At 52.8% G+C, this 24,112-nt stretch carries 18 protein-coding genes; 14 read left to right on the forward strand and 4 right to left on the reverse strand.

The window, feature by feature from the left end; genetic code table 11:
- The first annotated feature begins 215 nt into the window (after window positions 1-215).
- Together DDY07_RS04520 and DDY07_RS04525 are read left to right on the forward strand one after the other, a co-directional pair.
- Window positions 216-1,790: a peptide chain release factor 3 gene (locus DDY07_RS04520; protein WP_171697705.1), complete on the forward strand. Its 1,575-nt coding sequence runs from the start codon at window positions 216-218 to the stop codon at window positions 1,788-1,790.
- 313 nt (window positions 1,791-2,103) lie between these two features.
- A complete protein-coding gene (locus DDY07_RS04525) occupies window positions 2,104-3,072 on the forward strand; it encodes a histone deacetylase family protein (protein ID WP_171694962.1) in 969 nt (322 codons plus the stop codon).
- 8 nt (window positions 3,073-3,080) lie between these two features.
- On the opposite strand, the gene DDY07_RS04530 is transcribed toward DDY07_RS04525, so the two are convergent.
- The gene (locus DDY07_RS04530; RefSeq protein ID WP_171694963.1) at window positions 3,081-3,572 is read right to left on the reverse strand and encodes a cytochrome P460 family protein; all 492 of its coding nucleotides are present in this window, start codon (window positions 3,570-3,572) and stop codon (window positions 3,081-3,083) included.
- A 241-nt stretch (window positions 3,573-3,813) separates the two neighbouring features.
- On the opposite strand from DDY07_RS04530, the gene DDY07_RS04535 reads away from it, so the two are divergent.
- Window positions 3,814-5,889, forward strand: coding sequence for a carbon starvation CstA family protein (locus tag DDY07_RS04535; RefSeq protein ID WP_171694964.1), 2,076 nt, complete (start codon window positions 3,814-3,816; stop codon window positions 5,887-5,889).
- Between the two features lie 141 nt (window positions 5,890-6,030).
- On the opposite strand, the gene leuB is transcribed toward DDY07_RS04535, so the two are convergent.
- Window positions 6,031-7,137 carry a 3-isopropylmalate dehydrogenase gene (gene leuB, locus DDY07_RS04540; protein ID WP_171694965.1) on the reverse strand — a complete coding sequence of 369 codons (1,107 nt, stop codon included), beginning with the start codon at window positions 7,135-7,137 and terminating at the stop codon, window positions 6,031-6,033.
- Between the two features lie 388 nt (window positions 7,138-7,525).
- On the opposite strand from leuB, the gene DDY07_RS04545 reads away from it, so the two are divergent.
- Window positions 7,526-8,104, forward strand: coding sequence for a DUF1629 domain-containing protein (locus DDY07_RS04545; protein WP_171694966.1), 579 nt, complete (start codon window positions 7,526-7,528; stop codon window positions 8,102-8,104).
- A 284-nt stretch (window positions 8,105-8,388) separates the two neighbouring features.
- Here the strand turns inward: DDY07_RS04545 and DDY07_RS04550 are convergent, their stop codons facing one another.
- Window positions 8,389-9,936 carry an alpha-isopropylmalate synthase regulatory domain-containing protein gene (locus tag DDY07_RS04550; RefSeq protein WP_171694967.1) on the reverse strand — a complete coding sequence of 516 codons (1,548 nt, stop codon included), beginning with the start codon at window positions 9,934-9,936 and terminating at the stop codon, window positions 8,389-8,391.
- 202 nt (window positions 9,937-10,138) lie between these two features.
- Here DDY07_RS04550 and DDY07_RS04555 point away from each other — a divergent pair, with 202 nt between their 5' ends.
- Window positions 10,139-10,378, forward strand: coding sequence for a hypothetical protein (locus tag DDY07_RS04555; RefSeq protein ID WP_171694968.1), 240 nt, complete (start codon window positions 10,139-10,141; stop codon window positions 10,376-10,378).
- A 7-nt stretch (window positions 10,379-10,385) separates the two neighbouring features.
- Here DDY07_RS04555 and DDY07_RS04560 read toward each other — a convergent pair whose 3' ends face one another.
- On the reverse strand, window positions 10,386-11,207 hold the full coding sequence (locus DDY07_RS04560; RefSeq protein WP_171694969.1) for a hypothetical protein: 822 nt from the start codon (window positions 11,205-11,207) through the stop codon (window positions 10,386-10,388).
- 597 nt (window positions 11,208-11,804) lie between these two features.
- On the opposite strand from DDY07_RS04560, the gene DDY07_RS04565 reads away from it, so the two are divergent.
- The 9 genes from DDY07_RS04565 to DDY07_RS04605 all read left to right on the forward strand — a co-directional run bounded on the left by DDY07_RS04565 (window position 11,805) and on the right by DDY07_RS04605 (window position 24,097).
- On the forward strand, window positions 11,805-12,563 hold the full coding sequence (locus tag DDY07_RS04565) for a class I SAM-dependent methyltransferase (RefSeq protein WP_171694970.1): 759 nt from the start codon (window positions 11,805-11,807) through the stop codon (window positions 12,561-12,563).
- 175 nt (window positions 12,564-12,738) lie between these two features.
- The gene (locus tag DDY07_RS04570) at window positions 12,739-13,074 is read left to right on the forward strand and encodes a trypco2 family protein (protein ID WP_171694971.1); all 336 of its coding nucleotides are present in this window, start codon (window positions 12,739-12,741) and stop codon (window positions 13,072-13,074) included.
- 25 nt (window positions 13,075-13,099) lie between these two features.
- The gene (locus DDY07_RS04575) at window positions 13,100-14,551 is read left to right on the forward strand and encodes a serine protease (protein ID WP_171694972.1); all 1,452 of its coding nucleotides are present in this window, start codon (window positions 13,100-13,102) and stop codon (window positions 14,549-14,551) included.
- The gene (locus DDY07_RS04580; protein ID WP_171694973.1) at window positions 14,548-15,534 is read left to right on the forward strand and encodes a MoxR family ATPase; all 987 of its coding nucleotides are present in this window, start codon (window positions 14,548-14,550) and stop codon (window positions 15,532-15,534) included. Before DDY07_RS04575 ends, DDY07_RS04580 begins: the two co-directional genes overlap by 4 nt.
- Window positions 15,534-18,488, forward strand: coding sequence for a formylglycine-generating enzyme family protein (locus tag DDY07_RS04585; protein WP_171694974.1), 2,955 nt, complete (start codon window positions 15,534-15,536; stop codon window positions 18,486-18,488). The genes DDY07_RS04580 and DDY07_RS04585 overlap by 1 nt, the downstream gene beginning before the upstream one ends.
- Before the next feature lie 14 nt (window positions 18,489-18,502).
- The gene (locus DDY07_RS04590) at window positions 18,503-19,315 is read left to right on the forward strand and encodes a formylglycine-generating enzyme family protein (RefSeq protein ID WP_171694975.1); all 813 of its coding nucleotides are present in this window, start codon (window positions 18,503-18,505) and stop codon (window positions 19,313-19,315) included.
- 232 nt (window positions 19,316-19,547) lie between these two features.
- On the forward strand, window positions 19,548-20,744 hold the full coding sequence (locus tag DDY07_RS04595; protein ID WP_171694976.1) for a 1-acyl-sn-glycerol-3-phosphate acyltransferase: 1,197 nt from the start codon (window positions 19,548-19,550) through the stop codon (window positions 20,742-20,744).
- Window positions 20,737-21,606, forward strand: a complete 870-nt coding sequence (locus DDY07_RS04600; RefSeq protein ID WP_171694977.1) for a phosphatase PAP2 family protein — start codon at window positions 20,737-20,739, stop codon at window positions 21,604-21,606. Before DDY07_RS04595 ends, DDY07_RS04600 begins: the two co-directional genes overlap by 8 nt.
- Entirely contained in the window at window positions 21,590-24,097 is a 2,508-nt protein-coding gene (locus DDY07_RS04605) for a PEP/pyruvate-binding domain-containing protein (RefSeq protein ID WP_171694978.1), read from the forward strand. Before DDY07_RS04600 ends, DDY07_RS04605 begins: the two co-directional genes overlap by 17 nt.
- The last annotated feature ends 15 nt before the right edge of the window (window positions 24,098-24,112 follow it).

Genomic DNA, 24,112 nt, shown 5'->3' on the forward strand with positions numbered 1-24,112 from the left:
AACCGATAATCTAAGTTGACGACCCGCTTTTAATTACCCCTTGGTTACTTTTAACGTGAGGCAATTCGAGGATTCGGACGACGTCATCGCTTGGGAAGAATCTACGATATAATTCCAAGATTTTCCGGCAACACCCATCGCCTTGCCGGGAGTGTACTTTTAATTTTGTGTACATCATTGTGTACACAACTATGCAAATTCAAATAAAGCAATCAATGGAATCCCCTGAATACAAGCGACGCCGCACTTTTGCCATCATCTCCCACCCTGACGCCGGTAAAACCACCATCACTGAAAAATTGCTGCTGTTCGGCGGTGCTATTCAGTTAGCCGGTTCGGTCAAAGGTCGCAAAGCGGCGCGCCATGCCACCTCCGACTGGATGGAAATGGAAAAGGAGCGGGGGATTTCCGTGACCACCTCGGTGATGCAGTTCGAGCATAACGATTGCATCATCAATTTGCTGGACACCCCAGGCCACGAAGACTTTTCCGAAGATACTTACCGAACATTAACAGCGGTAGACTCTGCGTTGATGGTGATCGACGTGGCGAAAGGCGTAGAGGATAGGACCATCAAATTGATGGAAGTCTGCCGGTTACGGGATACACCGATCCTGACCTTTATCAACAAGTTGGACCGTGAAGGCCGTGAACCGATCGAACTGCTAGACGAAGTCGAGAGCGTGCTGAAAATTCAATGCACGCCGATGACTTGGCCAATCGGTATGGGTAAACGCTTTAAAGGGGTTTATCAGCTATATAAAGACGAAATTTTGCTGTTTAGTCCGCACCACGGCGGTCGTATCGCCAAGGCCGAAGTCATTAAAGGCTTGAACAATCCCAAGCTCGACGAATTGCTAGGCTATCAGGCGGAAGAATTGCGCGACGAAATCGAATTGGTCAAAGGCGCCAGCCACGAATTCGATCACGCGAAATATTTGGCGGGTCAACAAACCCCGGTGTTTTTCGGTTCGGCGATCAATAACTTCGGCATCATCGAACTGCTAGACGCTTTTGCCGAATATGCCCCTGGTCCTAGATCACGCCAGGCCGAGCAACGCGAAGTGATGCCCGATGAAGAAAAATTCACCGGCTTTGTATTTAAAATCCAAGCCAATATGGACCCGGCGCACCGCGACCGCGTGGCGTTTTTAAGAATCTGTTCCGGCAAATTCGACAAAGGCATGAAGGTCAATCAAGTGCGCATCGGTAAAAACATCCAGGTCGCCAATGCCATTACTTTTCAAGCGGACAGCCGTAAAAACGTCGAGGAAGCTTATGCCGGCGACATCATAGGCTTGCACAACCACGGCACTATTCAGGTCGGCGACACCTTTACCCAAGGCGAAGTCTTGAAATTTGGCGGCATCCCTTACTTTGCGCCGGAATTATTTCGTCGCGTGGTATTAAAAGATCCGCTCCGTGCAAAAGCGCTGCAAAAAGGTTTGATTCAATTGACAGAAGAAGGCGCTACCCAGTTGTTCCGCCCGCTGAAAAACAATGACTTAATCCTCGGTGCGGTGGGTATTTTGCAGTTTGATGTCACCGCCCATCGTCTGAAAAACGAATACAACGTGGAATGTGCTTACGACGTTTCGCCGATTAATACGGTGCGTTGGGTCAGCGCGAAAAATCCGGCCAAACTGGAGGAGTTTAAGAACAAGGCCTTTGAAAACCTTGCCGAAGATGGCGGCGGCTATTTGGTTTATCTAGCCAGCAGCCGGGTGAATTTACAATTGACCGAAGAGCGCTGGCCGGACATCCAGTTCAGTCAAACGAGAGAGTTGTAACAGCTGGTGCAAATCGGGGTTTCGGAAGCGCATGGCAGAATGGATTCCGAAGCACCCGACAATTCGCCGGCTACCCGTCACTCGCGGAAATTCACCCACTCTATAACCGCCCCGCCTAGCCGTCGCCAGGCACCTGAAGCCAGACAAGGCTGACGTTGCTGTCCGCCTCCGGCCGCACTATCCGAGCCGTTAGCTGTAAATTATTTCCAGCTAAACACCTAATATTCATAGTAATTTTTCTGCTGGAGATATACACTGAGGCCGACAATCCGATAAAGATACGACTTTAAGCAACATCCTTGGGAGTAAGCTTATGCGCACACTTTACTATAGTCATCCGGATTTTTGGGGCCATGACACCGGCATCACCCATCCGGAGAGCATTGATCGGCTCCACGTGATTGAACAAGCATTGTCAGCACCGGAATTCTCCGAGTTGCAACGCATCTCCGCGGAGATTCCGGTCGATATTCAAGACATCATTGGCCTGGTACACAGTAAAACCATGATTGCCAAAGTGTTGTCGACCATTCCCGAGCAAGGCTACGCCAATTTTGACGCCGACACCGTGGTATCGCCCGGCTCGAAGCAAGCCGCTCTGCGCGCGGTGGCAGCCGTATGCGATGCGGTCGATAGAGTTTGTAGCGGGCAAAACACTAAGGCCTTTTGCGCTACCCGCCCACCGGGGCATCACGCCATGCCGGATTATGCGATGGGATTTTGCCTATTCAACAATATCGCCATTGCGGCGGAATATGCACGCAACCGCTACGGTTTGACCCGAATTGCCATTGTCGATTTTGACGTACATCACGGTAACGGCACCCAAGCTGCTTTTTGCGAACAGCCGCAAGTGCTGTATGCATCCAGCCATCAATGGCCGCATTATCCCGGCAGCGGCCATCCCTCGGAAACCGGCGTCGGGAATATTATCAACGTCCCCCTGCCCACCGGCAGCGGCGGCGATGTGTTTCGGGACAAATATCGGCAATCCATATTGCCGGCGGTGAAAGCTTTCAATCCGGAGCTGATTTTGATTTCCGCCGGCTTCGACGCGCACCAGGACGACCCTTTAGCCTCGCTTGGACTACTGGAAGACGATTATCGCTGGATTACTGATGAACTGATCACCATCGCCGACACCTATTGCCAGGGCCGACTTATTTCGGCCCTGGAAGGCGGCTATAACCTGAGCGCGCTGGCGAACAGCGTCGCCGCCCACGTCAGCAGCTTAATGGGCAACACAGCCGGGCAGCGCGTAATGCATCGCATGTCTCTCTAGCTGGCGATTTATTGCAGATTAGGTAAGGTGTAAACATAGTCACTCTCTTTCATCGGCAAATGACATGCAAAACAGGGTGCGGATTGTTCCTTATCCAGCATTTTTAAGGTCTGGCCTTCCCAGATACCAAAGCCCCAACCGCCGGTTTCCGCGTATTTTTTGCTGTCTTTGACCATGGCTTCGGCGGCGGTGAATTCGCCCGGCACTGACGCTTGTTCCCAATTCGGATGCTTTCTTTCGCCCCACTTAATTTTGGCGATGATGCTGCCGTCCGGCCAAGGTTTGACTTTACCCGCACGCGCGGCAGCGATAGCCACATGGTTACCAACGATGGCGCGTATGCTGTTTTTATCGTGACGTAAAGACACGCCCAACAAACGCCAGTCGCGGTATTCGCCATGTTCGGGTTTAGCAGTCGGTTGGGCTTCCGCGAAAGCCAGGCCAAACGGCATTAACGCCACCGCTGCCAAACATAAGCCGCTGAAAATAGTTCTGTTCATATTCTCGTTCTCCTTTATCTGTAGTGGATACCAAGCCGTTATTATACGCCGGCACGTTAGTAGCTAACGCCTGATCAATTCAGCTAAATAAAACCAGCCGTTTGCAATGACGAATTACGGGTAAAACCTGGCAAAACAGCCGGTTTCAAAGCGAATCCGCCAACAGCAATTGACGCTGGCATGCTACCATTTTGCGAACTCTATCACGCAGTACACCGATTACAATCCAAAGGAACCCGCCATGTCTGGCCCTAACAAACAAGTACCGTCCATTTTTTTCTGGGCTTGCGTCGCCCTGACCGGCGCCTTCGCCGTCGGCGGGATTGCTCTGCAACGCGGTGAAAGCATTAATAGTATGTGGCTAATCGTCGCGGCGATTTGTATTTACGCATTGGGCTATCGTTTCTATAGCGCATTTGTCGCGACTAAAGTATTGGTATTGGATCCAAGCCGCGCCACTCCCGCAGAGCGTTTCGACGATGGTCGCGACTTTATGCCTACCCATAAATGGGTGGTATTCGGGCACCATTTCGCGGCAATCGCCGGCCCTGGCCCCTTAATTGGGCCGACCTTGGCCGCCCAATTCGGCTACCTACCGGGCACGTTGTGGATTTTGATCGGCGCCGTATTAGGCGGCTGTGTGCAGGATTTTGTCACGTTGTTCTTCTCGGTGCGCCGCGACGGCCGCTCACTGGGACAAATGGCCAAGGATGAACTGGGCAATATCGGCGGCACGGCCGCTATGTTGGGCGTGATGGTGATCATGGTAATTCTGATCGCGGTGTTGGGCTTGGTGGTGGTCAATGCGATGAAACACAGCCCGTGGGCCACTTCCACCGTCGCCGCAACCATTCCGATCGCGATGTTGATGGGATTGTATTTAAACCAGTTGCGGCCGGGCCGCGTTGCGGAAGCCACGCTGATCGGCGTCTCCCTGTTGATTTTCGCCGTAGTCGGCGGCGGCTGGATCGACGACAATCCGACCATCCGTGGTTGGTTCGATTACGACGCACCGCAACTGGCGTTGATGGTGATTTTGTACGGCTTTGCCGCTGCCGTGTTGCCAGTCTGGCTATTGCTGGCCCCGAGAGATTATTTATCCACGTTCATGAAGCTGGGCACCATCAGCGCGCTGGCGATTGCCATTGTGGTGTTGCGCCCGGAACTGAAAATGCCGGCCCTGACCCAGTTCATCGACGGCAGCGGGCCTATCTTCGGCGGCAAACTGTTTCCGTTCGTGTTTATCACGATTGCCTGTGGCGCAATTTCCGGCTTTCACGCCCTGATTTCCTCCGGCACCACACCCAAGCTGCTGGCTAACGAGCAAGACGCCCGTTTCATCGGCTACGGGGCGATGATGATGGAATCCTTCGTTGCGATTATGGCGATGATCGCCGCCTCAGTTTTAGAGCCCGGCGTGTATTTCGCCATCAACAGCCCGGCTGGTATCGTCGGCAAGGAAGCGGTGGACGCGGTCGCCAAAATCAGCAGTTGGGGCTTTCCGGTGAGCGTCGACCAAATGCAAACCCTGGCCAAAACCATGGGCGAATCCACATTGTTTGCCCGCACCGGCGGCGCGCCATCGCTGGCGGTGGGCATGGCCAGTTTGTTTGCGCAAGTATTCGGCGAGCATCTGCTGGCGGCCTGGTATCACTTTGCCATCATGTTCGAGGCCTTGTTTATTCTGACTACACTCGACGCCGGCACCCGCGTCGCCCGCTTCATGTTGCAAGATATTCTGAGCAATGTTGGTTTGCCTAAAACCAACAGCTATCCCAGCATACTGTTGACCAGCGCTCTGGTGGTCGGGGCTTGGGGTTATTTTCTGTACATGGGCACTATCGATCCCTTAGGCGGCATCAACAGCCTGTGGCCGTTGTTCGGCATCGCCAACCAAATGCTGGCCGCGATTGCCTTGTGCGTCGCCACCACGATTTTGGTGAAATCCGACAAATTGAAATATGTGTGGGTCACGGCAACACCCTTGGCCTGGTTGATTATCGTCACCAGCACCGCCGCTTGGGAAAAACTGTTTGCCACCGATTTAAGGGTCGGATTTCTGTCCCACGCCGCCGATTTATCCGCCAAACTCGCCAACGGCAACCTGCCCGCCGAGCAAGTCAAAAACGCCCCGCATTTGATCTTCAACGATTATTTGAATGCCGGCTTAACCAGCTTGTTTATGCTGATCACCTGGTTATTATTGGCAGACACCCTGCGGGTGATCTATTGCGTTATCGCCGGCAAAAACCACCCGCAATCCAGCGAATCGCCGCATATACCCAGCCGTTTGGTTGAAGAGTGGGTAAGGGACTAAAGCATTTTCGAAAAAGTAGGCGTCGCGGCGGATACTGTTTTAATCACCCGTCCTTGACGTTAATACCAGCAACTGGGATACGAGGCTTGTAGAAGCAAAGATAACGCAGCCTACGCCGCGTTATCGTATGGCAAGCCCTTATTAGACTTTAGGCATTTCCCGTAGCTTTGCCACCACTTTGTCGCCAAATTCAACGGTGCTGATCATCGTCACGCCGCTACCGGGTTTGGATAAGTCGGCGGTAGAGTAGCCGTCGGCAAATACGCCCTGCATGGCCGCCCAGACGTTTTTCGCTTCCGCTTCCATGCCAAAACTGTTTTCCAGCATCATCGCTACCGAACCGATCATCGAGTATGGATTAGCGATGTTTTTGCCGGCGATGTCCGGCGCCGAACCGTGTGAAGGTTCGTAGTACGCTTTGTCAGGGCCGATACAAGCCGATGGCATCAAGCCCAGCGAGCCCAAAATGCCGCCGCCCTGGTCGCTGAGAATGTCGCCGAACATGTTTTCCATCACCATCACGTCGAACTGGGTGGGTTTCAGACATAGTGCGGTCGCGGCCGAATCGACGAGATAATTGACGACTTGCACGTCGGGGTATTCCTTGGCGACTTCTTCCATCACTTCGTTCCACAGCACGCTGGATTTCAGCACATTGCTTTTATGGATGTTGTGCAGCAATTTGCGGCGTTTTTGCGCCAGTTTGAAGGCCTGGTGCATGATGCGACGAATTTGTTCCTCGTCGTATTCCAGGGTTTCGCGCACGTAACGCAGGCCTTGCTCGTTGACTCCCGCTTCTTTTTGGCCGAAATACAGGCCGCCGACCAGCTCACGCACCATAATCAAATCGATGCCATCGCCGATCACTTCTGGCTTCAGCGGCGAGAAATGCGCCAACGACCTGGGCAGGAAAACCGGGCGAAAGTTGGCGTAAGTGTTATAGCGGCGACGTAGCGGCAACAGAGCGCCACGCTCCGGTTGTTTGTCGACCGGGATTTTCTTCGATTCTTCGTGATTCAAGCCTATGGTACCTTTCAGGATGGCGTCGGCCTGGTCGCAAATGTCGATGGTGGCTTGCGGGAAAGCATCGCCGGTTGCGAAGTAAGCGCAGGCGCCGAACAAAGCCGGCATCAGTTCGAAGCTAACGTCGTTACGTTCTTCGATGACTTTCAAAACCTTGATGGCTTCCGCGGTGATTTCAGGGCCGATGCCGTCGCCGGCCAGAACTGCGATTTTGTAGTTTTTCATGAGATGGTGAGTGCTGAGTGGTTAAAGCGTTAAATCAGGAATTTCTATCGGAAAATAAACAGCGGATTTTAGCAGATTGGCCGCCACGCTTCTGCCGAAAAACGGCTTTCGTTTGCCAATAGCCTAGGCTTCAACTAGGCGTCATGTGGGAGCTTGTCTGATGAGTGACTGGAAATGCCTTCCCACTCTGCAATTGACCAAGCGGCACGTAGCCTCGATGCAGCTTTAGCAGAATCGAGGGCGACGAGATGGCCAATCCAATCCTCAGGCGAAAGTCAAATAACAGACCCCTATTGGCCTACAAAACCTCAATTGCATCTAGGCTATTTGCTAACCGGAAAGAATTGGACACAACATAAATTTTAAATACAAACCCAAGGAGAATCCCATGACCCATTTTTATCGTTTTTGCCAAGTTTTCGATTCCATCGAACAAGGCGATTTTCGTTTGATGGAGGCTTATCGGCCGTCCGGGATCAAAACGATGTTGCCAATCGGCTGGACTCGGGCGATGGAAGAGATCCCTCAAGACCCGCCCTGGCCGCATTGCAAGATGTTGCGTGCACCGCTGTTTCCGGCAGGTTACGAGGAGGAATACAACATGTTCAGAGTCAAGCCCGGTACGCCCATACCGGATTTTTACGGTACCGGCGAGCGCCTACTGGTGTCGGAACGGGCGCGAGCGGTACTGGAGACCTGCGACGATTTCGAGCACGAATACATCGAAACGGAAATCCAGGACGAAAATCGACAAAGGATCAATGAACAAACCTATTACTTGTTGAGTGTCAGGCGTTACTTAAGAATCGAGGAACTGGGTGAAAAACTCAATACGGGCCTTATACCGTTCTCCGCAGATGCATATGAAAAGGATTACTTCCCCGTCCTGCAGAACCACCCCGATCTTATGGAAAAAGTGGCGCAATTGCCGTTGTGGCGGCATCGCTTGAATGAGTCTGTGGTTTAGTTGAGCGAGCGAGTGCTTACCACTTTGCGGGATGCCGGCCTAACCGGCCTTAACGAATACAGCGGCCGCTATGGCGAACCCGGCGAAACCATCACCCGCTTCGAAGTCCGGTAACCAAATAGTCACTCATAGCGATTTCACCGTTCCCGGCCGAAGAGTGGGAACAACAACGGCAGGGATTTAACATTAAAAACCCACGGATTTGCAGGTCGAATGGATGGGGTTACTTCTAAATACCTTCTTCATCCGGAACAGCAACCCTCCGATCAGGTAGTCAATGTGAACTAAGCCTGTGCGGTATTGGCCTTTTCATGCAACTGGATGTTGATCAACTTGATGGTCGCTAAAATCCCGGCAAACACCTGGTTGACGTGTACGCCGCGGGTTTTGCGCAGTTCGGTGCCGCAATCCCAGGTAATCACGCATTCGGTCAAAGCGCTGGTGTGGCCGCCTTTGGGGATGCGGATTTCGAAATCGGCCAGCGTCGGCAAGGTGTATTCGTAATGTTGCAATACCTTGCCGATGGCGTCGATAAAGGCGTCGAAACCGCCGCTGCCGGCCCCGGTGGTCTGGTGTTTCTCGCCTTTGACATCCACGCGGATACTGACCGTAGACGGCAAATCCAGACCGCTGTTGATCGAGCAAGCCAGTAATTTGATGTGCTGATAGCTCTTGCTTTCCAACACGTCGGCGATAATAAACGGTAGGTCGTCGGTGGTGATGGTTTGTTTGGAATCGCCGATACTGACGATGCGCGCCAGCACCTTCTTCTGGTCTTCTTCCGATAGATCCAGCTCCAGCTGCTCCAGATTTTTTTTCAAGGAGGCTTTGCCGCTCATTTTGCCCAAGGCGTAGCTGCGGATACGGGAAAAGCGTTCAGGGCCGAGCTTGGTTTTATACAAACCGCCTTTCTGGTCGCCATCGGCATGGATACCCGCAGTTTGGGTGAACACGTCGGCACCGACGATGGGCGCATTGGCGGCGACGCGCTTGCCGGAGAAGTTTTCCACCATTTCGCTGATGCGCACCAAATGGCTCTCGTCCACGGACAGTTCCATCGCCATTTTATCGCGCAGTACCACCGCTACTTCGGCGATGGAGGCGTTGCCGGCCCGTTCGCCCAGACAGTTGACGGTGCAATGCACCGCGCTGACGCCGGCCCGCACCGCCGCCATAACATTGGCGGTCGCCAAACCGTAATCATTGTGCGGATGGAAATCGAATTGCAGCGTCGGGTAGCGCTGGCACATATCGCTGAAGCTGGCGAAAACTTCGTCAGGCGCCATCACGCCCAAGGTATCGGGCAGCATGAAATGGCTGATCGGGGCTTGTTGCAAGCGTTCCATCAAGCCGTAAACATAACCCCGGCTGTCTTTGTAGCCGTTGGACCAATCTTCCAGATAAACATTGATCTTCAAACCTTGTTCGTGGGCATAGGTGATGGTTTGCAGCACATCGGCGCTGTGTTGCTCCAGGGTTTTGCCGAGCTGTTCGCGGCAATGTTTCTCGCTGCCCTTGGCTAGTAGGTTGATGACGCTACCGCCGGTCGATTTGATCCAATCGACGCTGCGGGTATGATCGACAAAGCCCAAGACTTCAACGCGCTCGGCAAAACCTTCGTGTCGTGCCCATTGATTGATCAGGCTGACGGCTTCTTTTTCGCCTTCCGAAACCCGCGCCGAAGCGACTTCTATGCGGTCAACGCGCAAAAACTGCAACAAAGCTTTGGCTATGCTGACTTTTTCCATCGGCGTAAACGCCACGCCTTGGGTTTGTTCGCCGTCACGCAGCGTGGTATCCATTAACTGGATGTGTCTTGAATGGGTAGACATGATTTTTGTTGTTCTCGATGCGTCCTGTAGCGGTATCTGACCAAGCTAACTTCGTAGACAGGGTAGAGCGATAGCGACACCCCGTGCGTCTTTAAAAAATGACCTTTGTGCATAAGCTGGTCGCGCGGCTTATGAGCAATCTGATTGCTTATTCCGAAAGAGACTGAGCTATGCGTAACGTGCCATTTTCGCCTAAAACAGAATGAATTGGCAATTTGCGGCAAGTTATGGGGTCGTGAGAAGCGAAACCGGGAGGAAATTGGCTTGCATAATCTCCGCTGATTTAAACGCATGCACTGTCGTGCTGCTTGATCATTTCGACTGGCGGAAGAGTCAGGTAACGCTGGCGCGCAACCTGAACTATTTGGCTGCAAACCTCAAAACCGCCAGCATATTTAAGGGCTGGCGGCTTGGAGTATTTGCGAAGACAGACGTGCTTTAACTAAGACTCAGACAGACCGCGTAAAGATTTCGCGCCGGCGGTAGCCGACAAAACCGAGCAGGCTTGAACCAAATAACCAAAATGCGGCGGGCACAGGCACGGGAGCTGCGACGACTGTCCGCGCAAATTTCTCTGAGCAAGTTGGATCGGGTTGCGCTGCACATGCGGTGCTGGCGATTTCCAGGCTACCGTCGGCGTTAACAAAATCCTCCAAAATCGGATCTCCGTTCCCATCCAGAACCGGTGCACCGTTTTCATCTAATTTCGGAGCCCTAACCGTACCGTAAAAATATAGACTCAATCCCGCCGTATAAAACTCGTATTCGCCGACTGCGGCTGCGCCATTTTTCGGGGTAAATTCGCCAAGCAAATACTCAACGCTATCACCAGGGTTTAAGGCTATATTCTGCTTACTTAGGATACTGTTCGGGCTGGAGTCGAAATTGAATTCGTAAGGTCCGGAAGAGCAGCTATCGGCCAGAAATGTACCGGCACAACCAATAGAAGTACTCAAAGAAATACTATCCACGGTGATAAGTACGCCATTGTCTATGTATCTGCTTTGGCTAGTGTTTGAATCATAGTAAGTAAAGCTGCTTGGGTAGTTGGCCGGATTGATGCCAAACGGCGGGTTACCGCCACCTGTGCTGGAAAAAACCAAGGGATCCGATGTGGCGTCCAAACTTAGTTTCAACCAAATCGGAATGTTATCGGTCGCAACGACAGTGCCCGTGGGTTGAACAAACGACAGACTACCGCTGTAGGCCGCCTGAGCATTGGGTAGCCAAGCCAACGCCAATGCGGAAACAACAAATCGTAATTTAGACATAACGTATTTCTCCAATTTAAAAGCGCTTGAAAATCATTTTCCCAAGAGGTCTAAACCTTTAGTTTGATGACCAATTCAACCCGTCAATATCGTCGCTCTCATGCAGCAGTCAGTCCAGCGGTTCAAGTAGATTAGCGCCGCGGCAGGCGGCAACGAAGAATGCCGGGAATTTAAGGGCCAAGCCAGTATTCTAGGCAGAAAGCAGACTACACGGGTCAGATCATAACAAAATATTGTCGGGTTTATATGACAATAACGCTGTATCGAATTAGCGGCAGCATGTCCGCCACATTCATCGAAATCCGGTCACGCATGGCTGGGTTAGAACGCTTAAAGATTGGCCCCATTCGCGTTTTCATCGTTATGCGAAACAAGGCGTGTATCCTGAAACTTGGAGTGTTGACTGCGATTTATCGAGGTTAACGGCTAGAAGATAACGCGAAGGATGCCAGCATTTAGGGAAGTGGGTGGCTCGGTATCCGTAGCTCGTTTATCTGATTATAATTTCAGAGCAAAAATACGAAATCCACACCCTCCTTTCTGCCCGCTGTAATCAAGCACCAGCGCGTATTTATTAAACAAACCGGGACGCTATTTATGAATTTGAATGAAAATGCCGTGATGCCTTCTTTAACCGCACAGAATCCGTTTACCGGCCGTATCGGTGAAGAGTACGATTTTCTCGGTATGATGTGTCCCAATGTCGTGGTGCTGACGCAAAAGCTCGGTGAGACAGTCGCCGCATGGCATCCCGGCAATAGTCTACAGGGGCTGGAGATCGGCTGCGGCACAGGATTGAGCACGCTGTCCTTGCTTACTCAGCGCGAGGACCTGCATCTGCGCGCTTTCGATGCCTCAGCGGCAATGCTTACGCAGGCGCGCGCGAATTTGGCGGAGTATGTCGACAACGGTCGTGTCGAATTCATCGAGAGCGATGCACTAGCTTTTTTACAGCAGCAACCAGACGCCAGCGTTGAGGTTGTAGCCTCGAATTATGCCATTCACAATTTTCTGAATGACTATCGGGATCAAGTCTTTGCCGAAATCTGGCGCGTGCTTAAACCGGGTGGATTGTTCGCAAACGGCGACCGCTTCGCTATCGATGATCCCGCGCGGCATTTGGCTTCCACGCAAGCCGACATTCGCCATTGGTTCAAGACCTTTGGGGAACTGCAGCGTTACGATCTTTTGGAAGACTGGGTGGTACATTTGTTGAGCGACGAATCACCGGACCACATCATGCATGTGCCAGCCGTCATATCCACCCTGCAATCTCTGGGATTCAGCGATGTGCATTCGCCTTATCGTGAAGGCGTGGACATGTTGATGACCGCGATAAAGCCGAAATTGGCTTAATTTTTTTATCGGTCATCGTTCCGGCGCTGCGTGTCGCTGGAGCACGGGAAAGATAACTGTTGGGGAGATTGAGTTCAAAGACAATTCAGAGCGCTCAGAAAGGCGCCCGATAACGAATTGGTAAAACACAGTCGGTTACGCCCAACACTTTAAATAAATGACGAAGGGAGCGGCTATGAACGAGAACGACAAGCTGAATTTGGCGGAAGTGATTCAAGAGCTGAGACAAAGTTTGGTGACTGCTTCCGCTCATGGCGAAGCGGAAACCATTCGCTTTAACGTCAATAGCGTAGAAGTGGAATTGCAAATGGTGGTCGAAAAGACAGGAAGTTTAACGGGTAAGGGGAAATTCAATTTCTGGGTGCTGGGTGACGTTGGCGCCGAGGCGTCAGCCACTTACAAAAATTCAGCAACACACAAGATCAAATTTAATTTACAACCGGTGGATGTGAAGAACCCGGACCCGCAGACGGGTGAGCCGAGTAAACTATTGTTGTCCGGTGATGAATAACCGAGGCACTTAGCGGGGATTAACTGTGGATACCAAGCTGATTGCAAAGATTCTGCCGACGAAAAAGGATGGCAAGCGCGCTATTGGCACAGGTTATCCCATCGCTGAGGGTTTGGTATTGACAGCACGCCACGTCGTTGTTTTTGATGAGCGTGATAAGGCGGTGCCTATTGTGATTGAATGGCCGGATTCAAAGCATTCGGATACGAATGTCACCGAATTTGTTTGGGTCAGCGATGAACACGACATGGCCATTCTCAGGTGTCAAACCCCGCCAAACATGTCGCTTTCCTCAGGCCTATTGGCGTCACGCGATCCAAAAAGCCATGAACAGTGGAGTGGTTATGGCTATCCGGCTATCGGCAAGGAAGCTGAATCGGGATTGCGCGAAAAAATACCGGTGATGGGGGAGTTCTTTCCACCGAATGTCGCCACGCCTAAACTCACCATTTCCTGCAAAAGTGATGCTTTGGAGAAAGCCGGTTGGTGCGGATTATCGGGGGCGCCGGTATTTCACGGGCCGCAACTATTTGCGATTATCACTGCGACGCCCCAAAAGCGTGATGAATGTTTCACTGCTATTTCCATACCCTGGTTAATTCGAAATGACCAAGAATTCCAAGAAATAACCGGTATACAAGGCCAGATTCAAAAACATCAAAAATTCGTTGCCGAGCAGAAACGACAAATTAGCGAGGTATTGTCAAAAATGACCACGCAGGACGCTCTGTTCAAGCAAATTGCCGGTCAATTAAATTTGAATGTCGCGAATATTACCAATCAAAAATTAACAGACAAATTGCTGGAAGCCTTTAAGCAGGATGATTTAGCGGTTTTAGATCTGTTGCTGCGCGCCGGTGCCGATGCGTTCAAACAAGATTCCGGCGAGTCGATACGCCGGAATCTCAGACAGCTATTTTGTTTGTTTGCGGGCTTGATGGCCCCGGAATGCCAAGCAATCAGGCAGGCATTGATTAACTTGCCGGTGCGCACCGCGATGGCTGCTGAATTGTCGCTGGCGGCGCTTTACGATACCAATCCCGAGTTCGTGAGAAATGACGGCAAAGTGCATGGCAGGCATACGATCAATGCGGACGTGTTTACCCGCGAAACCGGTTGGGGCCAGACAGAGTTCATAAAAGACGCCACCGAAACCATTTACAAGGTTATTCACAAAGCGCCGCCGCCCGAGCCGCTGGACGCCTTTGAGCTTGAGGCGTTGAATTCCACGATTAAACAGCGGCAAAACCGCTCGTTAAACCAATTGCATCGCCTGGAATTAAATCGGCGGGATGCCAATTTGACTAACAACCCTTTGCTTGATGAAGCCAATTGTCAGGCTTTAAATGCTGCAGACTGCCTCCCTGATTTACCCATCGTGCACTATGGCGAAGCCGCAGCGGAAAAAGAAGCCAAGCTGAGTGCCAAAATCACAGAGCTCTTCAACATACTCGAAACCAGCCAATCAAGCACATGACAGCAACCACCCTCAAACATTTTCAAGCCGATAGTGTTATCGATTACGCGGACTGTGGTTCCTGGCGGCAAGGCCGTTACTTTTTGGATAAAGCCAGCGCTTATGCCCTGGAAATGGCCTTGGCGACCCGCCGCCCTCTGTTGGTAAAAGGTGATCCAGGGTTGGGCAAGAGCTATCTGGCGCGGGCAGCTGCTGCCAAGCTCAAGCGCAAATTCATCGCCGAAGTCGTCAACATCAACACCGAAGGTCAGGATTTGCTCTGGCGTTACGATCCGGTCGCACGCCTAAACGACGCTCACGCCGGCATCAAAGATGATGACAAACTCAACCCCAAGCATTATCTCAATCCCGGTGTGTTGTGGTGGGCCTTTGGCTGGGATAGTGCGGCCCGGCATTACAACGATGTGTGCCGTCATAAAGTCTATCGTCCGCAGATTTCCGACGACGGGGAACTGGACAACGGCATTGTTTTGCTAATCGACGAAATCGACAAAGCCGAGCCTTCTTTGCCCAACGCACTATTAGAAGTGCTGGGTAACGGCGGCTTTGACGTACCGCTGTTGGGAGAAACCATCGGCAAGACACTGCAGACGGCAGACAAACAAGCTGCGCCGCCGCTAGTGATCATCACCAGCAACGACGAGCGTGAATTGCCGGCGGCGTTTATTCGGCGCTGTCTGGTGCTGCATTTGGCGGTGGATGATAAAAACCTTGAAACCTGGTTCTTGGAGCGCGCCAAGGTGCATTTCAATGATAACCAGTGCAGCGAAGCCATCAAACGCCTGGCGCTACAACAACTAATCGCCGACCGGCAGGAGGCTGAGCGCCACGGCACCATCAAGGCCGGTTTGGCGGAGTATCTGGATTTATTGGCGGCGCTGGATGAAATGACCGATTCCTCGCTGCAAGGCCAAGAACGGGATGCCTATCAGCAATGTTTGCTGGCTGAGATCCAGCACTTTGTGTTGCGCAAAGCGTTGTAATGTCGATTCATACTCAGACCAGTCGCGGCGACTTACTGCGCTGGCTGCAGCGCTGTCAAACCCATGACGAAAAATGCCTGAGCGCTACGATATTGGGTTACGAATGGTGTGCGCCAGTCACGATAGGCCATGAAATTGATTATAAAGTGCCCCGTCCGGAGCCTCCCAAAATCGATCCAAATCCTGCTCCTACGCCGGCTAAATTAGCGCTGAAACGCCCGCAAGCATTGTTCTACGCCCTTGCATCTCAGGAGCATTATGCCGATCCGCAACAGCTCGGCGACAGCCTGCCGCCCGTGCTTCAAGGCGTTGAGCCGCTCTCCGATGCCGATTTGCAGCCCTTTGCCAGCGGAGAACCGCTGCCGCACCAAGCCATCGTCCCGGAAGCCCGCATGCGCGATTTTTTGCGGCAATCCATAAGCCATAGCTTGGGGCAGCGACTGGATATACCGCAGTTGGTCAAACGTATCGCCCGCCTGCAAACCTTGTATCATCTGCCGCGCAAGCCACGAGTCGTGCCGGCCGGGAGGGTTTATGTCGTCCTCGACCTAAACAAACGCTTGCTGCCGTTCTGGTTGGACGCCCATCGCTTGTGTGAAAGTATCGTCCGTCAGTATGGGTTGAACGGCCTGGAAATTCGCGTGATTGACGACGACCCACAAGGCGAATATTGGGATTGGTTTGATCAACAGCAACGGCTTAAGCAGTGGCAAGCGCTCACAGCGCAAAGTGTGGTGTTCATCGTCAGCGACCTGGGGCAATTGGCTGAACAACACAGCCCGATACGCTCGCGGTGGGACAGTTTTTTCCGGCAACTAAGCCGTAAAAACACCGCACCGGTCGTGCTAGCACCAGTATCGGCCGTCCAGCAACAGCCCGAGCGCCTAAAAACCATCCGCCAAGTGTTGTGGCACAAACACGGCAAGCTCAAACCGGAAAAGATCGATCCGGATATCAAGGCCCACGCTGAGCATGTCCGCAAAGTCTTGGCATTGTTATCCGTCGCCGTACACGTCGAACCTGAATTGCTGCGCGCCTTGTTGCGCTGTTTACCCGCTGAACAAGCCGATAGCGGCATCGAAGCGGCGGTGTATCAGCATGCCGATATGCAATGGGGTTATACCGCCATCAGCATGCGCCCGGAAAAACGGGCCGAGTATCAGGCCGAATTTAAACAGCTGGACGCTGGCTTGCAGTATCAAGTCTTGAGTTTGCTCAAACGCCAGCATATCGGCCAGTTTCCGGCGATTTGGGCGGAGGAAATCATCAACGCCCTGCCGCTGGTGTCGTTCCCGCTCGAACAACTGGCCGATGTCCAACAGGCGGAGGCTTTTATGCAACGTTTCGCCAAAACCCTGCAGGGTGCCCAGTCCGACAGCGGCATGACGCAATTTGCCCGGCGGCATTTAAACCGGTTAAGCGGTGAGGCGATTCGTTTGAATAATCACCGCTATACCAGTGCGCTTTACGGTTTAGCGTATCGCGAGCAACTGCGGGCTGGCGCTCCGTTGCCTGCGGAATATGATGCCGCCATCGTCCACGAGCTGACTCGTGAACGCACTGAATTAAATCGCTATGGCATCTGGCAAGTTGGTGAAGCCTTGAGTATCGCTTATGCCGACACCAGGCCCGTAGCGATAGGTGGCGCGAAACTGGCCGAATTAGACGCAATCCACGACAGTATCATGCTGTTCAAAAGTTGGGTAGAAAATGGCCGGATTCGAGTGGATAAGAAATTGCTTCGCTTGCCGGACCATGGCGAGTCGTGCATCGTCGGTCAGTTGGATGGGCAGATCCTGGATTTTGATACCGGATTGGCGAGCCTGACGTTTGCAGCATTTACAAAGCCCAGTTGGGCTGACAGTATCGTCCGTAATTCAGAAGGACTCTCGGCTAATTTACGCTTTGCAGGCAAAGATTATCGCTTTGGGTTACAAGCAGGGGAGGGTTTCAACCCTTACATCGAGTTACAACGGTTTTCTGAGGCCGAACCCTTGTCGGAAAAATGGGGCGAGCAATTTGTCAATACCAGCCTGTTAAATCAGGAAGATAGAAGGATGCTGCTTACGCAAGTGAGATGGGAACCGGAAAAGCCTAGATCCTGGCCTGTTGGGGTAGACCAATACGGTCTCTACGCCGACCTCACCGTCAACCAGGTCACCCAGCGCTTCCGCTGGATAGAGCCGGGCAGTTTTATGATGGGTTCTGGGCGCGGTTCTATAAATTACGCCAGCGAAGCCGCGCACGCCGTGACCTTGACAAAGGGTTTTTGGTTGGCTGATTCCGCTGTTACGCAAGCCTTTTGGCTTGCGGTGATGGGGGGCGCCAATCCCAGTTACTTTCAAGACAACCAAAACAACCCAGTTGAACAGGTGAGTTGGGACGATGCGCAAAGTTTTATTGCCAGCCTAAACGCTTTACAACCCAGTCTGGGGGCGCGTTTGCCCAGCGAAGCGGAATGGGAACTGGCCTGTCGAGCCGGCACTACGGCGCAGTTTGCTTTTGGCGACTACATCACGCCAAGCCAGGTCAACTACGATGGACGCTCCCAGTATGTTGGGGGTGAAGAGGGGCTATATCGAGGCAAAACCGTCCCGGTGAAATCCCTACCTGCAAATCCTTGGGGCCTCTACGAAATGCACGGCAATCTATGGGAATGGTGTGAGGACGTTTGGCAGTATGACCTTGGCTCGGTTAATACGGTTGATCCCCTGGTAGAGTCGAATCAGGATTCAGACGGTCGCCGTGTGCAGCGCGGCGGCTCTTGGTGTGACCCCGATAGCCATGGACGCTCTGCCGCCCGTGCTGGAGGTCGACCCGGTGATCGTGACTTAGACGTCGGTTTCCGGCTTGCTATAGGTCATGCTGAGTTAAAGCCAGGGCCGGTAAACGGCGAGGTAAAATCTGCCAATGGCGGTGATTCATCGAAGCCGGGCAGCGGCGTTGCGGAGTAACCAGATGAAAGCTTATGAATTACAGTAACCTATTGTCTCCGCTAGTTTTTCCCTGTCCCTGGGCCTCTGAATGGGGTGAGGATACTCAGGGTTTGTGGCAAACGTTAAACTACCGCGGCGTGCGGCAGGTGTTTCGCTGGATCGAACCGAGCACTTTCATGATGGGTTCGCCGGATAGTGAATTGGGCCGCTACGACTACGAAGTTCGCCGAACGGAAGAGGTTGAATCGGGTTATTGGTTGGCCGACACTGCGGTCACTCAGGCACTATGGGTGGAAATTCGTACCGGCGAGAGTCCTAGCCGCCACCATGATAATTTGGTGTACCCGGTACACGGTGTCAGTTGGGATGACGCCCAGGCCTTTATTGCCGAGTTGAACCAGAGGGTTCCCGGCTTTAATGCTCGATTACCCAAAGAACTGGAGTGGGAATACGCATGCCGGGCAGGCACCGACACGGCGTTTAGTTTCGGCGACAGTATTGATGCCAATCTGGTGAATTTCAACGGTAACTACCCCTACGCAAACGCGCCGAAGTGTGAATTTCGCGGTAAACCCGTGCCGGTAAAGAGTTTGCCGGCGAATGCCTGGGGGCTTTACGAGATGCACGGCAATGTTTGGGAGTGGTGTCAGGATGCTTGGCGAGAGGGTTTCAGTGCTGGAAGCTCAGTTGATATGCCATTGTCTTGGGACTCTCCAAATGAAAGAATCGCCCGCGGCGGCTCCTGGGATGCCGATGCGACCTTCGCCCGTTCCGCCTACCGATACCACTTCGATAAATCCCAACGCAGTGAGTTCTTTGGATTTCGTTTGCTGGTTGATGGCTAGCTTCAATTCCGGGGTTTCCGGGCAGGGATTTACCTGAGATATTCCAAAGATCAATGCTTTGCTTGGAAATAAAGCGGTACTGCAAGCAAGCGACAGTAGCGATTGGCGGATCTCGCTGTTTGGTTAGGATGACCCGGCTTAACTCAATGCGTCAGATAAGCGAAATACCTTAACCGGATTCTCCAGCTATATTTCGTGCTACGAATATTGCCTGACAAGGAAGGGCGTTAGTATGACGAGTCTAAATATTGCGGGATTGCTTCACCACGGCGTATGGCGCTGCATTGGCTATCTGGCATTCAGTCGAATAAGAGTCATCGGCAAAGAGCGGCTAACGTTAGTCGGCCCTGTCGTGTTTGTAGCCACTCACCGCAATGGCGCACTCGATGCCGCACCGTATTCGCTTGCCGTTCCTTTGGTCATGCCGATGGTATCGGCGCAGCTGCAGCGTTTACCGTTGGGCAGATTTTTGTTTCGTGGTATTGCGGTAGCCCGTGCCAAGGATAAGGCTCGCGGCATTAAGGCCGATAACGGCAAAGCCTTGGCAGAATGCATAGAGTTACTGAAAGTGGGTGGACAACTCTTCATCATGCCGGAAGGCACCAGTTCGCTCGGTTGCCGACATTTACCGTTTAATCGTGGTGCCGCGCGTATCGTAGCCCAAGCCATGGCTGCTGGAGTCAGGCCCATTATCCAGCCTTTGGCTGTTCATTACGAAGACCCTACTCACTGGCAAAGCCGTGTTGAGGTATTAATAGGTGAACCCATAATTCCGCAAAACGCCGACGAGATAGCGATACACCAGTCGATTACCGATGGTCTGGAGGCCGTTGGGGCTAATTTTGTTGATACCGAAGCTCAGCAAACGGCAGAAAAATTGGCTTATGCCCGCATTTTAAGTACCGATCTTTCTTACGCTGAAAACTTAAAAATATTTGAGGGCCAGATTGCGCCTGCTTTATCCGAGTCGCTAAGGCAGTTGGAGACAGTTGCCAAGGATAAAGGTCTTTTTCTTCATCAAGGCCTACCTTTAATGCCGCTCCGCTTGTGGCAGCGGGATTTAGTCAAGTGGTTACTGCTGGCGCCTGTCATCGCTTGTTTCAGCATATTGAATTTTCCGGTACTGGCCGCTGGGCATATCGCTAGTCAACTTCTGCCGGACGAGCCGAATGTTATTGCCTTTTGGCGCATGGTCGTCGGTGTGCCGGTAGGATTATTTTGGTTCGTGACCGTCTGCGTGGGTTTGTTTTTATGTGCCGGGCCAAGTTGGTGTGTTCTTTACGGCGCGATCAGTACCGTTGGCCTATTGGCGTGGTACCGATTCCGTAAATTGACGGTAGCACTCGGTAACGCGGTTTTTCATCCTGAGGCGAGGGCGGTATTGGTAACAGCCTATCGGAATTTGGCGGAGCGCAAAGCGCATGAATAAACTTCTCGACCCGCCCTTACGCTATTTCAGTATCTATCTGGGCGCCGTTTCAACCATGGAAATCGCGCATCTGACGGTTTGGAGTCTATTGTTTTGTCCGATGCTGGCCGGCATGGCCGGATTGGCGCGCAAGTATTCCAGGCAACGCAGTTGGGGGCTATTGGCGGCCATTTGCGTCAGCTTGGCCGTGGGTATGAATGTGTCGTATCAAGCCATGGCCGGGGCTATCCCCGCTGTCCGGAGCGTACGCTTCGATGCCCAGCTATTGGCATTGGATCGGCTATTGATAGGGGAAACGCCGTCGGTATGGTTGGAACGATGGATTAGCCCACCGCTCACCGAACTAATGAGCGCTTGCTACTTGTTATTGATGCCATTATTGCTGGTCAGCCTGCTGCGTTATTTTTTCCGGCGCCGGGAATTGCTCGGGGAATTTTACACCGGTCTATTCGCGGTTTACGGCTTGGGCTTCCTCGGTTATCTGCTGGTGCCGGCTGCCGGGCCTTGGCTGGCCTATCCGGAGTTGTTCAACGTCAAATTGAACGGCGGCGCGGTCACGGCATTTAATCAAGCGATGGTTGAGCAAGGCAGCAATAAAGTGGATGTCTGGCCGAGTCTGCACGTGGCCGTGACGCTCTATATCTTGGGATTTGCCGGACGGCATCATCGCCTTGAGTTCTGGGTTTTGTTGTTGCCGATATTGGGTTTATGGATCGCTACTTTTTATTTGCGTTATCACTATTTTGTCGATGTCCTCAGCGGCTTGGCGTTGGCAGGCTTTGGTTTATACGAAGCTCGCCGTCATGCCGCTCACCCCGCCATCAACCCCAACAAGAAGGATACCTATGCCAACGCTGTTTGATTTTCATCATCCGTCTGCTCTGGATTCGGCCCTATCCGGCGGTAAGGGCGCCAACCTTGCCCGCTTGACGCAGGCTGGGTTTGCCGTTCCGTCAGGCTTTGTGTTGCCGCCGGAGGGTTATTACTCGTTCATTGAGCAATACGATGCATTGCCGGATTTGCTTCGGAATTTGCCTATAGACGAACCCCTGGCCTTGGAACAGGCGTGCACACGTATATGCGAGCAGTTGACCCAGCTACCGGTGCCAGAAAGCTTGAAGCAGGCAATTGCGGAGATGTTGGCTGAGTTTCCGGGCGACACGGCATTCTCCGTGCGTAGCTCCGCCACTGCCGAGGACTTGGGCGGCGCCGCATTCGCCGGGCAGCACGAAACGTATCTGAATTGCATCGGCATCGACGACATTGTTTCGCGCATCCGGGATTGTTGGGTATCGCTGTGGAGTGCCCGCGCCATTGCTTACCGCTTGCAGGCCGGCATCGGCTTGTCGAACACTGCGATGGCGGTGGTGGTGCAAAAAATGGCCTTCAATCGGGTCGCCGGCGTGGGGTTTTGCATCAATCCGGTTACCGGCGATCCTGCACAACAGTCGGTCGATGCCAATTATGGTTTGGGTGAATCGGTGGTGGGCGGTGAACATCAGGTTGATCATTGGTTGCTGGATAAGTCGTCCGGGCGAGTGTTGGATGCGGTTTTAGCCCATAAATCCTCATGCATCGTCGCCGACCGCACCGGTACGCGCAGCGAGAACTTGTCAGATGATCAAGCTAATTTACCTTGTCTCAGCGAACCTGAGTTGGTTGAGTTATCCGATTTGATGCGGCGTGTCGAAAAGTTTTACGGTTATCCGCAGGACATAGAATGGGGTTTTGAGGGTGAACAGTTGTGGCTGTTGCAAGCGCGACCGATTACCCGCATCCCGCCGCGCTGGACCCGTGACGAATCCGCCGAGCGATTTCCCTCGGTGATTACGCCGCTGGCTTGGGACTTGGTGGAGGAGGGTTTTCACCAATCGCTGTCGCATTCTTTCGAATTGATGGGCTTGCCGCCGTTTCACGGCAAGTGGTTCGCCTTGTTCGATAATTATGTATACGGCAATCAGAATGCCGTCGAGGTTTATGCCGAAGGCACCGCAAATTCCTTAAACGTGCGTTCAGTTGCCGAACTGCTGTCTGCTTTACCGACACTGCGCAAACGCTATGCCTGGGTGCAGGAATTACCGATGGCGTGGTCGCGCGATTTGGATCGCTATTTACTCGGCCTCGGCGAATTAATGGCCGAGCCGCTGACAGGACGCTCTATTCCCGAGTTGTGGAATTTTGTACTGCGGGTGAAGCAGCTAGGTGCGGAATATTTTCTGCCGAATATTGCCATTTCCATTACGCAGCGCACCCTTTACAAGCTGGTGTACAGCATCGTTGGGGCGGCGGTTGGCGAAGCGGATGCGCCGACGACCTTTGATAGCTTGCTGGCGTACTGCGAAACCAAAACGGGTTTCGTCAACAAGGAACTTTACCGGCTGGCAAGGCGGATAGCCGAATGCCCCAAACTCGTGCAGGCGTTGCGCACCCAAACTGGTCAGCAATTTCTGGCTTCCGGCGGATTCATACAGGAAGCAGATATTGCAGCCGCTTTCCAGCGTTTTTTACAGGATCATGGGCATCGGGAAGTGGAGTTTGATCCCTATCATCCGACCTGGTTGGAAGCGCCATGGCTGGTGATTGAAAATCTGAAAATGATGTTGGACTCGACCCTGGAAGACCCTGCCGAAAAAGAACGTACTCTGAAAATCCGGATGTTGGAAACCGAACGGCAATTGATCGGCGGGTTGCCGGAGGATTTGCGGTTTCCTGTTCAGGAGCTATTGCGCTTGGCGCGGGTTTATACCGCATTGGACGACATCGAACATTACCAGACTACACGGCTGACATTGCCGTTCCGCAAGGGTTTACTGGCCTTGGGTGTAGCCTTGCAGGCCAGAGACATAGTTACGGAAGCGATGGATGTATTCTTTGCCAGAGCCGAACAGCTCTCGGAAACAATCCGCCTTAACGACGCCGAGTCGTGGCGTTGTTTGGCGGATAGCATAGAAAGGGAAAAACAGGCTTATCAAAACCATAGGCAGCATTCACCGGAATGGGAGTTGGGTAAGTCACAAGCCTATTCCGCTAAAGACGGGGATTTTGTTGGTTTACCCGGTAGCCCCGGCGTTGCCAGCGGCGTGGTTTTTAAGGTGTTGTCGCAGGACGATTTCGCCGATTTTCCCGCCAACGCGGTACTGGTAGCGCGTACCACCAACCCGGCCTGGACGCCTTTATTTTATAAGGCGGCGGCCGTGATCACCGAAAGCGGCGGACCTTTGTCGCATGGTGCAGTGACTGCAAGGGAAGTGGGTTTACCTGCGGTAATGAGCGTCAGAGGTGTGCTGGATGCATTGACGAACGGCGACAAAGTGACAGTCGATGGTATTGCGGGCCGAGTAAGGCTAGATTGACGCAAATCTTCGTAA

Origin of the sequence: Methylomonas sp. ZR1 (assembly GCF_013141865.1) — a bacterium.
GTDB lineage: Bacteria > Pseudomonadota > Gammaproteobacteria > Methylococcales > Methylomonadaceae > Methylomonas.